Source organism: Sphingomonas sp. 4RDLI-65 (assembly GCF_049472435.1).
Classification (GTDB): Bacteria; Pseudomonadota; Alphaproteobacteria; order Sphingomonadales; family Sphingomonadaceae; genus Sphingomonas.
In genome coordinates this window covers 102,698-118,679 of record NZ_JBCEBT010000003.1, presented here as the reverse complement: position 1 = coordinate 118,679, position 15,982 = coordinate 102,698, and the positions used below count along the sequence as shown (strand labels likewise).

Below are 15,982 nucleotides of genomic sequence, written 5' to 3'. Positions count from 1 at the left end.
ATGCGGGCTTGAAGATGCGGAAAATTCAAATCGCGATCCGGGCGACAAGGCCGGGATCGGCCAGCAAGGCCTCGTCCCCGAACGCGATCTGCGCGCAGGTCCGTTGCGCCTGCGCCGCGACCTCGCGCAGATACTGGTCGGCGAACCGCGCGTTCAGTCCCGGCACGATATGCGCGAACCGCCGGTGCTCTTGGGATCGCATCCCGAACGCATGCACCAGATACTGGTCGAACACGCTGTTGAGGCCCTGCCCCTGCCCCTGTTCGTCGAGCCATATCTTGCTGGCCGCGGAGGTCGAGAAGCTCAGCAGCCGCTTGCCGCCGAGCAGGTCGGTACGCGCGCGGTCCTGCAGCGCCTCGGGCTGCACGCCCGCCCCGAACACGCGCTCGACGTAGCCCTTGAGCATCGCCGGCGGGGTGCCGAACCAGATCGGGTAGATCAGCACGAACACGTCGCACCCGTCGATATGCGCGATCTCGTCGAGCACGTCCTGGCCGTAGGTCGCCGCGACATTGGTCGGCCGCTCCGCCGCCTTCAGCACCGGGTCGAACCCGATCGCATACAGGTCGCGCAACACGACCGACTGCCCGGCGGCGCGGACCGCCGCGCAATAGGCGTCGGCGATCGCATGGTTGAAGCTGACCGGACCGGGATGGCAGAGGATCACCGCGTGTCTTCCCGCTGTTGCAATGCGTTCGCCAATCGTCATCATGCCGTCCTCGCCCGAGTGTCGCGATCCGCAGCGTATGGTGGCAAGGTGCACGCCGCCGCGGTACGCAGGATCAAGTCACGGAGGTTACCCGGGCGACGACCGCACGATGACCCTCGGAAACTACGCAGGGGCCCATAGAAACCAACGCCGGGGGTCGTCGGCGTTCGATGCAGCAGGTGTGGTGCCGACGGAACGAGATGACCGCTATGATCGCTATGGATCGATGCCGCCGGCGTAGCGCAGACCGCGGTTCCTTCCATCGGTTCGACGATCGAACCGGCCCCATATGTCGCTCGCCCATGCTACCCTGGGCAGCGGTCGAGTAGAATTCCGGAGATATTGATGTCGAAGACGGTCGCAGATCTTTTTGCCGAGACGCTCCACCTTGCGGGGGTCGAGCGGATATACGGCGTCGTCGGCGACAGTCTCAACGGCCTGACGGACAGCCTTCGCCGCCAGGGCAAGATCGAATGGATCCATGTCCGCAACGAGGAAGCCGCCGCGTTCGCGGCCGGCGCCGAGGCGCAGCTGACCGGCCGGCTCGCAGTGTGCGCCGGGTCGTGCGGCCCGGGCAACATGCACCTCATCAACGGCCTGTACGACTGCCACCGCACCCGCGTCCCGGTCCTGGCGATCGCTGCCCAGGTGCCGAGCGCGGAAATCGGCTCCAATTATTTCCAGGAAACGCGACCGGAAGCGCTGTTCCGCGAGTGCAGCGTGTATTGCGAGACCATCTCCGACGCCGACCAGATGCCGCGGACGCTGGAGACCGCGATCCGCGCCGCCGTCGGCCATCGCGGCGTGTCGGTGGTATCGATGCCGGGTGACGTCGCGCTTCGTCCGGCCGAGGGAAAACGGGCCCGCTCGGACCAGGCGCTGTTGCCGGCCGCGGCCACCGTCATCCCCGAAGCCACGCAGATCGCTGCGTTGGCGACGATGCTGAACGCTGCCGGCCGTGTCACGATCCTGGCAGGCCGGGGGTGCCGTACCGCGCATCCGCAACTGCTCAGGATCGCCGAGGCGTTGCAGGCGCCGATCGTCCATGCGCTGGGCGGCAAGGAGTTCGTCGAATACGACAATCCGTTCGACGTCGGCATGACCGGACTGATCGGCTTCTCGTCCGGGTACGACGCGATGATGGCATGCGACATGCTGCTGATGCTCGGCACCGACTTTCCGTATCGGCAATTCTATCCCGAAGACGCAGTGGTCGCCCAGATCGACATCCGGCCGGAGAATCTCGGACGCCGGACGGCGATCGACCTGGGGCTCATCGGCGACGTCGGTGCGACGATCGATGCGGTGCTTCCCCATATCGCCGGCGGCCGTGACGGCGCGTTCCTCCGGGACGCTCGAGCCAACTATGCGAAGGCGCGCGAGGCCCTCGACGAACTGGCCGACGGCAAGCCGGGAAGCGGCGTCATCCACCCTCAGCACATCGCCCGCGTCCTGAGCGACCTGGCGGACGACGACGCCATATTCTCGTGCGACGTCGGGACCCCGACGATCTGGGCAGCGCGGTATGTCGCGATGAACGGCCGCCGCCGCCTGATCGGATCGTTCAACCACGGATCGATGGCCAACGCGCTTCCCCAGGCGATCGGCGCCCAGTCGGCCTATCCCGGTCGGCAGGTCGTGACGCTGTCCGGCGACGGCGGACTTGCGATGCTGATGGGCGAGCTGCTCACGCTTCGGCAGCAGGCGCTTCCAGTCAAGATCGTGGTGTTCAACAATGGAACGCTGGGGTTCGTGGAGCTGGAGATGAAGGCCGCCGGGCTGATCGAGACCGGCGTCGCGCTCGACAACCCGGACTTTGCGGCGATGGCGCGGGCGATCGGAATCCACGGGGTGCGAGTGACGGATCCCGGCGATCTGGAAGGCGCGGTTCGCGAGGTTCTGGCGCACCCGGGTCCCGCCCTGCTCGACGCGGTCACCGCGCGGACCGAGCTCGCGGTGCCGCCGACGATCACCCTGGAACAGATGAAGGGCTTCACGCTGTACATGGCCAAGGCCGTCATCAGCGGGCGAGGCGACGAGATCGTCGAGCTTGCCAAGACCAACGTCGGGCTGCTGAAACGGTTTTTCTAAAGACGGAGGGCGGCGCCGTCACGATCGCGCCGCCCTTCCCATTTTCTGCGTGTCTTCCGTCAAGCAACCTTAGGATCATTCGATGACCAAGATTCTTCTGGCAGGAGCCACCGGCTTGATCGGGAGTAAAGTCCTAAAGCTCCTGCTGGAGAACGAGAGCGTGACCCAGGTCGTCGCGCCGACACGCAGGCAATTGCCGCTCCATGGAAAGCTCATCAATCCGATAGTCGAAAGCGACAGCCTCCCGCTGGACGCGAGTTGGTGGGCTGTCGATGCCGTCATCTGTGCGCTCGGGACGACACGTGCGCAGGCGGGATCGGCGGCGGCATTCCGGGCAATCGATTATGATTATTCCCTCGCGATTGCCACGCAAGCCCGCCGCGCCGGTGCAACCCGTTTCGCCCTGACCTCGTCCGTCGGTGCGAACGCGCGGTCGCGATTGCTGTATCTCCAGACCAAGGGTGCGTTGGAGGACGCCGTACGCGGCCTCGGATACGCGTCGCTCACGATCGTGCGTCCCGGCTTCCTGGGCGGAGACCGCAACGACCGGCGTCCCATGGAGCGGATCGTCGGCACCCTCCTGCACCTGATCGCACCGATCCTCCCCAAAAGCGCGCGGATCAGCCCCGCATCGACCGTCGCCGCGATCCTCGTGGACTCGGTGATGGCAGGCATCGAAGGAACACGCATCGTAACACCAGCCGATATCGCGATCGCCGACGCCCAGGGCAAAGCCGAAACCGCCGCAATGCCAGCCTGATGATGACCCAAAGTATCACCAGACGGCAGATCGGGAACGAAGCGGAGCCGCTGGTCGTCATCGACGGCTTTGCCAGTGACCCCGACGCGTTGCGCACGGCTGCCGCAGAGGCCGTATTCGTGTCCGCGGGGCAGCATTACCCCGGCATTCGCGCGGCCCTTCCCGATACGTATCTGCGCGACCAGCTTCCCCTGGTCGCACGCGCCTTGGGACGAGAGTTTGGGCCGTGCCGCCGCATCCGCGTCGTCGATGCGCAATTCTCGATCGTCACGATGGCACCGGACGCGCTCGATATTCGACAGCGTCTCCCGCATGTCGACGCGTATGGGCGCGACCGGATCGCATTGATCCATTACCTCTCGCCGACCAACCGCGACGGCACCGCGTTTTTTCGGCATCGCGATACCGGGTTCGAGACGATCGACGAGACGCGCGCACCTGTATTTTTCGAGCGGCTCGGCAGCGAGATCGCGGCAGCGCCGCCGCAGGGGTATATCGCCGATGACACGGCGCTGTTCGAACGCACCGCGCTGGTCGACGCCGCCTATAACCGCGCATTGCTGTACCGTAGCTACGTGCTCCACAGCGGCGCCATCGCGGACGACGCGGTGCTCTGGTCCGATCCGGCGGTGGGACGGCTGACGATCACCGCCTTCCTCGCGATCGAATGATGCGGTTGAGGTAACGGTTCGCTTCGCCTACTCCGGTCGCGCTACCCGATCGCGTCCGTACCATGCGGCGATGGCTCCGGAGCGAATATGGGAGGGTCTGCCTTGAACCAGAAGCCACATTTGGGCCCGGGTATGATCGCGCATCCGGTCGAGGATCCAACCGCTGTCCTGCGCCTTTCGCCGGACGCTGACACGCTATCCATGACGAAAAGGGCCATCCGATGATCCTGCTGATCCTCGCCGCGCAAGCCGCCACCTTGGGTGCGACAAACTACAGCACCACTGCGCCGATGCCTGCGCCCAAGGGCAAGCCGAGCTTTGCCGACGAGTTCGACGGCAAGGCGATCGACCAGACCAAATGGCGCTTCGACGTGTCGCGCAACGCCGAGGGCTGGTACAATAACGAGCGGCAATACTACGCGAAGGACCGAGCCGAAAACGCGCGGATCGAGGACGGCGCGCTGGTGATCGAGGCGCGGCGCGAGAAACTCACCAAGACGCGGTTCGCCGACTGGGGCGGCCAGGCCTATACCTCCGCCAAGCTCGTCTCGCGCGAACCGCGCGGCTATGGCTTTTACGAGGTCCGCGCGAAGCTGCCGTGCGGACGAGGCAGCTGGCCGGCGATCTGGCTGCTTCCATCGGGCGGTAAATGGCCCGACGAGGGCGAAATCGACATCATGGAGATGGTTGGCTGGGATGCCGGCACCGTCCACGCGACGCTGCACACCGCCGCCTTCAATCACGTCAAGGGAACGCAACGCGGTGCCCAGACGCGGATCGCCACGGCATGCACCGCATACCACCGTTATCAGCTCGACTGGCGGGCCGATGCGATCACCATCGGCGTCGATGGCCGCGCGATCATGCGCGTCGCCAACGACCAGCCTGGCGGCAAGGCGGCGTGGCCGTTCACGCGGCCGTATGATCTGATCCTCAACCTCGCGGTCGGCGGGGATTGGGGCGGGCAGAAAGGGATCGACGATGCCGCGTTCCCGCAGCGCATGGTGGTCGACTACGTGCGGTACTGGCGCCGCTAGCGACGACCGCGTGCGGCCAGTATGATCCCCCCGCCGCACAAGGTAAGTGCAGCCAGTACCAGCATCACCACATCGAAATCGGTTGGCGTCGCCAGCGCCCAAGTGAGCGTCGGCCCGAGCAACCCCGGCAGCGTGTTGGTCAGGTTCAGCAGCCCGAGGTCGCGCCCCCGGTGGAGGGGGGTCGGCAGCAACTGCATCGCGAACGACGCGTGCAGCGCCAGGAACACCGACGCCCCCGTCGTATAGATGCAGAACGCGATCGCGCCGCTGGCGAAATCGTTCGCGATCGCCATCCCGACCAACCCGGCCGCCGCGACGATCGTGGCGGCGAACAGCAACGGCTTCGTCCGCCCCGATCGATCCGCGAACCGGCCGACCAGCACCGCGATCGGCAGCGGCAGCGTGTACGCGACGAGCATCACCGTTCCCATCCGCGCGGCGATCGTACCCGGCGCCTGCATCGGCGCAACGCTTTCGAGATAGTAGAAGAGATAGACGAACAGCGCGCTGCCCGCGACCTGGACCAACAGGCGAGCGCTCCAGGCGAGCGCCAGGTCGCGGCGGAGCACGGCTTTCATGGGCGATGTCGGATCGATCCGCGCGATGGTGTGCGACTTGGCCAGCAACAACGGCATGATGCAACCGACCATCACGAGCGGCACGATCGCCAGCCGCGCCGTTTCGTCGAGCGACGCCGTCGCCATCAGCATCGCCGCCAGTGCGGACGCGACCGGACACGCCATTGCCAGCAAGCCGCCGGCCATGCCCTTCTGCGTATCGGGCACTTCGTCGGCCATGATCGCCAGCAGTGGCGCCAGCACCGCGTTCACCGCGACCTGGAACGCGATCACCGCGAGCATCAGTTCGCCCGGCGTCGCGGCAGTGGCCATCGCCGCATAGGATATCGCGGTGGCGACGACACCGCCCGCCAGCCATCCCCGGCGCCCCCTGCCCCGCGCGACCGACCGATCGCTGAGCCAGCCGAACGCGATGTTCGACACGCTCGCCGCGACTGCGCCCGCGACGACGATCGCGGTGAGGGTGTCCAGCCGACCTGCGCCCGCGACCGTGCCGACCTTGATCGGCAACAGCAGCGTGAGCAGCGGCAGATACCCGATGACCCCGCCGGCATAGGCGAGTGCGAAGATCAGCAGGAAGGCTGTCGAGCGACGGTCGGGTCTTGGCGCGGAAACGCGGGAAGCGGGATTGCGCGCCATGTCCTGTTCCTAAGCCGCTCGCGCCGGGACAGGCAACTGCCTCGCGCGTTGTTCGACGGTGCAATCGCAGTGTTGTGACCGGATGTTGGTCTTCTGCAAAGGCGGGAGCCCGGTCTGAGTCGTCGCTTTCGCGAGGAAACACGTTTCGGGCTACCTAACGCCGACCGCCGGTAACGGTCCTGAATCCCGCAACCTGTTGCGTCACGGCCACTATCGACAACGCATTTTGAGAACGTTCACAACGGTAGCGCTACCGTGCTTGACACAGTGTTACAAACTGCGAAGTGAACGTTCACGGGAAGGCGCAGGTCATAGCGCCGTCTACAGGGGAGGACTATCATGCGTGGCTTCGCAGCTCGCTCGCTTTCGCGTTTCGTCATCGGCACTTCGGCACTGGCACTGGTCGGGCTGCCCGGCATCGCCATGGCGCAGGACGCCGCCGCCACGGTCGGCAATCCCGGCTCGTCGGACATCGCACCGCAAGCCGTCCCCGCCGATCCGAACGAGACCACCGACGACATCGTCGTAACCGGCATCCGCGCATCGCTGCGCGAGGCGATCGACATCAAGCGCAATGGCCAGGGCGTGGTCGACGCGATCTCGTCCGAGGACATCGGCAAGTTCCCCGACACCAACCTCGCCGAGTCGCTCCAGCGCATCACCGGCGTGTCGATCGACCGCTCGAACGGCGAAGGCTCGACCGTCACCGTCCGCGGCTTCGGCCCCGAATATAATCTCGTCACGCTGAACGGTCGCCAGATGCCGACCTCGACGCTCGGCGACGGCGCCAGCGCGCCCGCGTCGCGCTCCTTCGACTTCGCCAACCTCGCCTCCGAAGGCGTCGCCGCGGTCGAGGTCTACAAGACCGGTCGCGCCGCTGTACCATCGGGCGGCATCGGTTCGAGCATCAACATCCGCACCCCGCGTCCGCTCGACAAGCCGGGCACGCGCGGCAGCATCGCCGCCAAGGGCGTGCTCGACAGCTCGCGCAACGGCAAGAACCAGATCACGCCGGAAGTGTCGGGCATCCTGTCCACCACCTTCGCCGACGACCGCATCGGCGTGCTGTTCAGCGGCGCGTATCAGCGGCGCAAGGCCAGCAACAACTCGGCGAGCGTCGGTTTCCGCGATGGGTTCCTCGGCGCGGAGAACAACTGGGGCACGCTGGCACAGCCGGGCACGCCGGGTGCCGCGAACATCACCAACCGCCCCGGTCCGACCGACGTCTACGAGATCCCGCAGAGCGCCGCGTACGACGTCATCGACATCGACCGTGAGCGCATCAACGGCCAGCTCGTGTTGCAGGCCAAGCCGACCGACACGCTGACCGCGACGCTCGACTTCACCTATTCCAGCAACAAGGTTGAGGTGCGCGACAGCAGCGTCGGCATCTGGTTCAACTTCGGCGATACGCGCAGCGCCTGGACCAATGGCCCGGCGGCCGGGCCGCTCTTCTATTCGGAGAATTTCGCCCCCGGCAAGGATCTGTCGTACAGCAGTTCGCTGACCGCGAACAAATCCGAGAACAAGTCGATCGGCGGCAACCTGACCTGGGAAGCGCCCGGCAACGTCACGATGTCGCTCGACGCGCATCACTCGACCGCGACGTCCAAGCCGACCAACGATTACGGCAGCAGCACGTCGATCGGCGGCGCGATCTTCGGCGTCCAGTCGCAGACCGTGAACTTCGAAAGCGACCTGCCGATCATCTCGTACCAGATGTATCCGGGCATCGACCCGCTCAACGCCGCGCTGATCACGCCGACCGGCAACGCGTTCCGCAACGCGTATTTCAAGGACGAGATCAACCAGCTCCAGCTGAAGGGCCATTACGACCACGACGGCGATTTCCTCGACAGCATCGACTGGGGCTTCTCGTACGTCGACAACAAGGTACGCTCGGCCTACGGCTTCATCCAGAACGAGACCTGGGGCGGCATCGACCCGCGCGGCGCGTCGTTCGGCGCGGGGGCGGTGCCCGACGATTTCTTCAACCTCACCAGCATCCCGGACAAGTTCCAGGGCGTCTCGGGCGCAAACAATCCGGCGATCCCGCAGTCGATCTACACGTTCAATTTCGAGCAGATGGCCGAACTGCTGCGCTCGCAATATAATATCTGCAGCAAGCCGCAGACGGGTACGGCCGCGCCGGGCACCTGCCTTGCCGACTACACCAACGATCGCCGCATCCGCGAGCAGACGATCTCGCCGTACATCCAGTTCAACGGCAAGTTCGACGTGTTCGGTCGCCCGGCACACATCATCGGCGGCGTCCGCTATGACGAGACGCAGGTGAACTCGTCGGCGCTGGTGCCGATCCCGAACGGGACGCGCTGGACGGGTGCCAACGAATTCGCGCTCACCTACGGCGCCAATTCGTTCACGTCGCTGAAGGGCAAGTATCACAACTGGCTGCCCGCGGTCGATTTCGACATCGAACCGGTCCGCAACGTGAAGTTGCGCGCCTCGTACAGCCACACCATCACGCGCGCCGACTATGGCAGCCTGCAGGGTGGCCTGAACATCGATTCCAATCCGCGCATCGGCGGCGGCACGGGCAGCCAGGGCAACCCGAACCTGCTCCCGTTCAAATCGAAGAATATCGATCTGTCGGCGGAATGGTATTACGGCCCCGAGAGTTATGTTTCGGTCGGATACTTCACCAAGGACGTGAAGAATTTCATCGGCACCACGCAGCTCAACACGCCCGCGTTCAACCTGCGCAACCCGGGCTCGGGCCCGCGCTATCGACAGGCCGTGGCGGCGCTGGGGACGACGGACAACCTCCGCGTCCGCGATTATATCCTGCGCAACTTCCCGGCCTCGTCGCAGGTCACGGGGACGAGCGATGCAGGCCTGTTGAACGGCAACATCTTCGGCCTGCCCGAGGACGATCTGTTCAACTTCCAGCTGAGCCAGCCGTTCAACAGCGACCAGACCGCCAACATCAACGGCTGGGAATTCGCGATCCAGCACCGGCTGTGGGAAACCGGCTTCGGCGTCATCCTGAACTACACGATCGTCAACGGCGATGCGAAATACGACAACACGCTCGACCCCAATGTCGGCCAGTTCGCGCTGACCGGGCTGAGCGACAGCGCCAACGCGGTCGGCTATTACGACAAGAACGGCATCCAGGCGCGCGTCGCGTATAACTGGCGCGGGCAATTTTATGCCGGCGGTGCGTTCGACCCGACCTATGTCGAGGCGTATGGCCAGGTCGATGCGAGCGCGAGCGTCCAGATGACCAAGGGGCTCGCGGTGTTCGCCGAGGCGATCAACCTCACCGGCCAGGGTCGTCGTGGCCACCGCCGCTCTGACAATTTCGTGACCTTCGCGCAGCCGGGCTACGCACGCTACTCCGCCGGCGTCCGCTTCAACTTCTGAGGCGGCACGATCCTCCCCCGCAAGGGGGAGGATTCAAGCGAGCGCAATGACCGGGAAAAGATGGCGTTCTTGCCGCGAGCAGGGCAAGTCGGAACGCACTCGAACGAGGGAATAGGCAGCCTAACGATGGCCACGGATACCGGCCCCGAAGCAACAGGCGACCACCCGATCACGAACATCGTGATCGTCGGCGGCGGTACGGCGGGCTGGCTCGCCGCCTGCCTGATCGCCGCGCGCGCTGATCGCGGGGCTCAGCAGCCGCTCTCCGTCACGCTCATCGAATCCCCCGACGTCGCGACGATCGGCGTCGGCGAAGGCACATGGCCGACGATGCGCCGCACGCTCGAACGCATCGGCATCACCGAAACCGACTTCCTGCTCGCCTGCGACGCCTCGTTCAAGCAGGGATCGCGGTTCGACGGCTGGCGGACAGGCGCCCCCGACGACAGCTATCTCCACCCTTTCACCGCACCCGTCGACGGCGACCCGCGCGACATCGTCGCAGCCGGGGCCGAGCATGGCGGTCAGTTCGCGAACAGTGTCGGCGCACAAGGCGAGATCTGCCACCGCGACCTCGCGCCCCGCCAGCGGGCGATGCCCGACTACGCGGGCACTTTGAACTATGCCTATCACCTCGACGCGGGCAAGCTGGCCGCGCTGCTGACGCGTCACGCGACCGAGCGGCTCGGCGTGCGCCACATCCGCGACCACGTCGTCGGCATCAACAGCACCGAGCACGGCGACATCGCTGCGGTCCGCACGCGCGCGTCGGGTGCGATCGCGGGCGACCTGTTCCTCGATTGCACCGGTCACGCCGCGCTGCTGATCGGCGGGCATTACGGGATCGGCACCATCGACCGCGGCGGCGAACTGTTCAATGACCGCGCGCTCGCGGTGCAGGTGCCGGTTGCGGACGGCAGCGCGATCGCCTCGCAGACCAACGCCACCGCGCACGCCGCGGGCTGGATCTGGGACATCGGCCTGCCCACCCGACGCGGCATCGGCTGCGTCTATTCCTCCGCGCATCTGAGCGACGATGCCGCAGCGGACACGCTCACGCGCTACATCCAGGCCACCGCGCCCGACGCCCCGCTGCCGACCTTCCGCCAGCTCAAATTCCAGTCGCGCCACCGCGCGAAATTCTGGGAGCGTAACTGTCTCGCGGTCGGGCTTTCGGCGGGCTTCCTCGAGCCGCTCGAAGCATCGGCGATCGTCCTGATCGAACTGTCGCTCGATGCGCTGCTCGACAATTTCCCCAGCCACCGCGGCGTGATGGATATTCACGCGACGCGCTTCAACACGCTGTTCCGCTATCGCTGGGACCGGATCGTCGAGTTCCTGAAGCTGCATTACGTGCTCAGCGAGCGCGACGAACCCTATTGGCGCGACCACCGCGACGCCGCATCGATCCCGCCGCGCCTCGGCGAACTGCTGGCGCTTTGGCGGCACCAACCGCCGTCGCGCGCCGATTTCCCGATGATCGACGAGATCTTTCCCGCCGCGAGCTATCAATATGTCCTCTACGGCATGGGTTTTCCGGCGCCGACCCGCGGACCGATCGCCACGGCGGACCGGGCGCGCACGGAAACTTTGCTCGCGCAGGTCGATCAGCGCAGGCGTATGCTGGCCGCCGGCCTGCCGACCAACCGTGCCTATCTCGATGCCCTGCGGCACGCGACCGCCCCTGCCATGGAATTGTCAGCCTGATGCCCGACCACATTATCCTCACCGCCGAAGACCACCGCGACCTGCGCATCCGTACCGAGCGCGCGCCAGAACTCGGCGACGCGGTAATGACGTGCATCACCGTTCCGAGCGAGTTCCGGCGCGTCCAGACGCACTATCCAATCCTGTTCCAGCTCGACCAGACGCGCGACAGCTTCACGGCATTGGCGATGTTCGGGTTCGAGCCCGGCGAGAACCTGTTCCTGACCGACGCCGGGTGGGACGCGCGCTATCGCCCGCTCGCGATCGACAGCCAGCCGTTCCTCGTGGGGCGCGGCGCGGGCGACGTCCGCCAGGTGCATATCGACATGGCCAGCCCCCGCATCGGTGCAGGCGAGGGCACGCGCGTGTTCGACGATACCGGGCGGCCGACGCCGTATCTCGAACGGATCGCCGATCAGCTCCGCGCGCTCGACACCGACTATGTCGCGTCCGCCGACTTCTTCGCCGCGTTGCGCCGCTACGAGTTGCTCGAACCGCTGACGATGGACGTCACGCTCGACGATGGCTCGAAGAACCGGCTGGTCGGCTATCACGTGATCGACGAGGACCGGCTGGTCGCGCTCGACGATGCCGCGGTCGCCGACCTGCACGCTGGCGGGCATCTGATGCCGGTTTTCATGGCGCTCGCCTCGCTCGGCAATATCGGCGATCTCGTCGCGCGGAAGAACCGGCGGATGACGCGTGGCTGACGCGGAGCTCGGTATCTTCGCGACCATGCCGCGCATCCGCGAGGTCGTGATCGGCGATCCCGCGGACCTCGACACGCATCTGCGCGAAGCGACCACGCCTTTCATCGTGCGCGGGCTGATCGCGGATTGGCCGATGGTACAGGCCGGTCGGCGATCGTCGCGAGCAGCGCGCGACTATATCCAGGCTCACGCGCGCGACCTCCCTTTCGCAGTTTCAGTCGCAATGCCCGACAGTGGCGGCCGATTGTTCTACGACGCGGCGCACGCGATGAACTTCCAGATGCTGCGCGCGAAATTGCCCGAGATCTTCGCACGGATCGACGCCAATGAAGGCGCTGCTGACGCACACGCTATCTATCTCGCCTCGATCGACATGCATCAGTTCTTCGCCGGGCTGCACGAGGCGAACCATGTCGACCTTGGCGACCGGACGCCGCTCGCCAGCATCTGGATGGGCACGCGCACGCGGATCGCGGCGCATAACGACGTGCCCGACAACCTCGCCTGCGTCGCGATCGGCCGGCGGCGCTTCACGGTCTTCCCGCGCGATCAGTTCCGCAATCTCTACCTCGGCCCGGTCGACAACACGCCGGCGGGGCGCGCGGTCAGCATGGTCGATTTCCACGCCCCCGACTTCGCCGCGTATCCCCGCTTCCGCGAGGCGCTAACGCACGGGCAGGTCGCGGAACTGGAAGCTGGTGACGCGCTCTACATCCCGGCGATGTGGTGGCACCATGTCGAGGGGCTGTCCGACTTCAACGTCTTGGTGAATTACTGGTGGCGCGAGACACCGCGGTGGCTCGGCCAGCCTCAGGATGCGCTGAACCACGCGATTCTGGCGATCCGCGATCTGCCGGCGGACGAGAAGGCACACTGGCGCGAGATGTTCGATCATTACGTCTTCGCCAACGGCCCCGAGGTCGTCGACCATATCCCCGAAGCCGCACGCGGCGTGCTCGCGCCGCTCACCACCGACACCGCGGGTCGCCTCCGCGCCTTCCTCCTGAGAGCGCTCAGCCGATGACAGACTCCAAAATTCGTCGCGTCGTGATCGCCGGGGGTGGCACCGCCGGTTGGATGGCCGCCGCGGCGATCGCTCGCACGATGGGCAGCACGATCGACCTCACCCTGATCGAATCCGACGCGATCGGCACGGTCGGCGTAGGGGAATCGACGATCCCGCCGATGATCACCTTCAACCGCCTGCTCGGGATCAACGAAGCCGAGTTCATGCGCGAGACCCAGGCGACGTTCAAACTCGGCATCCTGTTCGACGACTGGAAGGTCCGCGGCGAAAGCTATTTCCACTCGTTCGGCATCACCGGCAAGGATCACTGGTCCGCCGGCTTCCAGCATTTCTGGCTGCACGGCCTGACCAAGGGCCATGACCAGCCCTATGACGATTACTGCCTCGAACTGCGCGCGGCGTTGCAGGGCAAGTTCGCGCATCTGCCCGACGATCGGATGAACTATGCGTATCAGCTCGATTCGACGCGCTACGCCAAGTTCTTGCGGCGGATGGCGGAGGCCGACGGCACCCGCCGCCTCGAAGGCAAGATCGCGCAGGTCGAGCTGAACGGCGAGAGTGGCGACATCGCCGCACTGGTGCTCGAATCCGGCGCGCGGATCGAGGGCGACCTGTTCCTCGACTGCACCGGCTTCCGTGCCTTGCTGATCGAGGGCGCGCTGCACGCGGGGTTCGACGACTGGACGCACTACCTGCCGTGCGACTCCGCGATCGCGATCCAGACCGAGAGCGTCCGCCCGGCCCTCCCCTATACCCGCGCGATGGCGCACGACGCGGGCTGGCAGTGGCGCATCCCGCTCCAGCACCGGACCGGCAACGGCATCGTCTATTGCAGCCGCTATCTCGACCGCGATGCCGCACTCGACCGGCTGCTCGGCAATATCGAGGGCAAGACACTCACCGAGCCGAACATGATCCGCTTCGTGACGGGCGCGCGGCGCCAGCAATGGCATCGCAACTGCATCGCGATCGGCCTGTCGGGCGGGTTCATGGAGCCGCTGGAATCGACCAGCATCCACCTGATTCAGCGCGCGGTGCTGCGGCTGTTGCGACTGTTCCCGTCGGGCGCGGTCAGCCCCCGCGATGTCGCCGAGTTCAACGACCAGCAGCATACCGACATGCTGCAGATCCGCGATTTCCTGATCCTGCATTACAAGGCGACCGAGCGCCGCGACAGCGCGTTCTGGCGGCACTGTGCGGCAATGCCGATCCTGGAGTCGCTCGAACAGAAGATCGAGCTGTTCCGCGAAACCGGCCGCGTGTTCCGCAAGAACGAGGAGCTGTTCGCGGAAAACAGCTGGGTACAGGTGATGCTCGGCCAAGGGATCGTGCCGCGGAGCTATCACCCGATCGCGACCAAGCTGCGCGACGAGGAACTGGCCCGGCTGCTCGGGGGCTTGCGCGACGGGACCAACGCGACGGTCGCGGGGCTGCCCGAGCACGCTGCGTATGTCGCGCGCTATTGCGCCACTGCACACCCCGTCGCGGCCTGAGTCCACAAGCATGGCAAGACGACGTCAGGCGGTAACGATCAAGCATGTCGCGGCGGATGCGGGCGTTTCGCTCCAGACCGTCAGCCGCGTGGTAAACAAGGACTCGGGCGTCCGGCCCGAGATGATGCAACGCGTCCAGGCGTCGATCGACAAGCTCGGCTATGTCCCGTCGATCGCCGCGCAGCGCATGGGCGGCTCACGCTCGTACCTGATCCTCGCGCTCAACGATCGCGAGCGGACCATCGCCGACTGGCGCGCACGACAGGGCACCGACTGGTTCGACCAGATGATGCTGGGCGGGATGCTGACCTGCGCCGAGCATGGCTATCGGTTGATCGTCGAGCTGGTCGATACGCATAGCGACCATATCGAGCGCGAGCTGCTGGCGGCGATCGCGGCGCTGCAACCCGACGGCGTGATCCTGACGCCGCCGCATTCGGGCAATCCGCTGATCATCAACCTGCTCGAGGCGCAGGGGATCAGCTTCGCCCGGATCGGCTCGCTGACCGACGGCCCCGGCATCCGGCTGATCATGGACGACACGCGCGCCGCACGCATCGCAACCGAGCATCTGCTCGAACTCGGTCACCGGCAGATCGGCTTCATCGCCGGCCCGGCGGAGTATGAACTCAGCGCTTGGCGGGTCGATGGCTGGCGCGCGGCTATGCAGGCGGCGGGAATCGCGAGCGACGACCTGCTGGCGGCGGGAGACTTCAGCCACGCGTCGGGACGCGCGGCGGCGATGCAGCTGCTGACGCTGGCCGAGCCGCCGACCGCGATCATCGCGAGCAACGACCAGATGACGCTCGCGACGCTCGAGCTGGCGCGCGAACGCGATCTGGCGGTCCCTTACGACCTGTCGCTGATCAGCTTCGACGACACCCCGATCATCCGCCTGGCGCATCCGCCGCTGACCGCGATCGTCCAACCGATCGCCGAAGCCACCGCGCGGGCGGTCAGCCTCATCATCGCCGATCTCGACGCAAGGCTGACGGCAACCACACCCGTCACCGTTGCCGCCTTGCTGACGCTACGCAGTTCGACGTCTCCGCCCCGATAGACTTAAGACCGCAGTCGCGTACCAGCGGCGCACACGGTCCGGCCATTGCAGGAGCCTATTCGGCCAGGTCGACCGGCAAAGTCCTGATGATTATCGGGTGCAGCCTACATCAC

12 protein-coding genes are annotated in these 15,982 nt (G+C 66.0%); 10 read left to right on the top strand and 2 right to left on the bottom strand.

All coding sequences use genetic code 11. The features are described 5' to 3' along the window. Window positions 1-25 precede the first annotated feature (25 nt). Window positions 26-709: an NAD(P)H-dependent oxidoreductase gene (locus VH567_RS08925; protein WP_423325217.1), complete on the bottom strand. Its 684-nt coding sequence runs from the start codon at window positions 707-709 to the stop codon at window positions 26-28. Window positions 710-1,054: 345 nt separating this feature from the next. Between VH567_RS08925 and poxB the strand changes: the two genes are divergently transcribed. From poxB to VH567_RS08905, 4 genes are all read left to right on the top strand, one after another. Further along, entirely contained in the window at window positions 1,055-2,800 is a 1,746-nt protein-coding gene (gene poxB / locus VH567_RS08920; protein WP_423325215.1) for a ubiquinone-dependent pyruvate dehydrogenase, read from the top strand. An 82-nt stretch (window positions 2,801-2,882) separates the two neighbouring features. After that, window positions 2,883-3,560 carry an NAD(P)H-binding protein gene (locus VH567_RS08915; RefSeq protein WP_423325213.1) on the top strand — a complete coding sequence of 226 codons (678 nt, stop codon included), beginning with the start codon at window positions 2,883-2,885 and terminating at the stop codon, window positions 3,558-3,560. Continuing rightward, window positions 3,560-4,231 (top strand): DUF6445 family protein, encoded by a 672-nt coding sequence (locus VH567_RS08910; RefSeq protein ID WP_423325211.1) that lies wholly within the window; start codon window positions 3,560-3,562, stop codon window positions 4,229-4,231. The genes VH567_RS08915 and VH567_RS08910 overlap by 1 nt, the downstream gene beginning before the upstream one ends. A 221-nt stretch (window positions 4,232-4,452) precedes the next feature. Beyond that, window positions 4,453-5,268 (top strand): glycoside hydrolase family 16 protein, encoded by an 816-nt coding sequence (locus VH567_RS08905; protein ID WP_423325209.1) that lies wholly within the window; start codon window positions 4,453-4,455, stop codon window positions 5,266-5,268. On the opposite strand, the gene VH567_RS08900 is transcribed toward VH567_RS08905, so the two are convergent. Continuing rightward, complete coding sequence (locus tag VH567_RS08900) at window positions 5,265-6,485, bottom strand: MFS transporter (RefSeq protein ID WP_423325207.1); 1,221 nt, start codon at window positions 6,483-6,485, stop codon at window positions 5,265-5,267. The genes VH567_RS08905 and VH567_RS08900 overlap by 4 nt on opposite strands. 339 nt (window positions 6,486-6,824) lie before the next feature. Between VH567_RS08900 and VH567_RS08895 the strand changes: the two genes are divergently transcribed. The 6 genes from VH567_RS08895 to VH567_RS08870 all read left to right on the top strand — a co-directional run bounded on the left by VH567_RS08895 (window position 6,825) and on the right by VH567_RS08870 (window position 15,869). After that, the gene (locus tag VH567_RS08895) at window positions 6,825-9,872 is read left to right on the top strand and encodes a TonB-dependent receptor (RefSeq protein WP_423325205.1); all 3,048 of its coding nucleotides are present in this window, start codon (window positions 6,825-6,827) and stop codon (window positions 9,870-9,872) included. Between the two features lie 126 nt (window positions 9,873-9,998). Then, complete coding sequence (locus tag VH567_RS08890; protein ID WP_423325203.1) at window positions 9,999-11,579, top strand: tryptophan halogenase family protein; 1,581 nt, start codon at window positions 9,999-10,001, stop codon at window positions 11,577-11,579. After that, window positions 11,579-12,289, top strand: a complete 711-nt coding sequence (locus VH567_RS08885; RefSeq protein ID WP_423325201.1) for a SapC family protein — start codon at window positions 11,579-11,581, stop codon at window positions 12,287-12,289. The genes VH567_RS08890 and VH567_RS08885 overlap by 1 nt, the downstream gene beginning before the upstream one ends. Then, window positions 12,282-13,313 (top strand): cupin-like domain-containing protein, encoded by a 1,032-nt coding sequence (locus VH567_RS08880; RefSeq protein ID WP_423325199.1) that lies wholly within the window; start codon window positions 12,282-12,284, stop codon window positions 13,311-13,313. Before VH567_RS08885 ends, VH567_RS08880 begins: the two co-directional genes overlap by 8 nt. Then, window positions 13,310-14,809 (top strand): tryptophan halogenase family protein, encoded by a 1,500-nt coding sequence (locus VH567_RS08875; protein ID WP_423325197.1) that lies wholly within the window; start codon window positions 13,310-13,312, stop codon window positions 14,807-14,809. The genes VH567_RS08880 and VH567_RS08875 overlap by 4 nt, the downstream gene beginning before the upstream one ends. Window positions 14,810-14,819: 10 nt before the next feature. After that, window positions 14,820-15,869 (top strand): LacI family DNA-binding transcriptional regulator, encoded by a 1,050-nt coding sequence (locus tag VH567_RS08870; RefSeq protein ID WP_423325195.1) that lies wholly within the window; start codon window positions 14,820-14,822, stop codon window positions 15,867-15,869. Window positions 15,870-15,982: the final 113 nt, after the last annotated feature.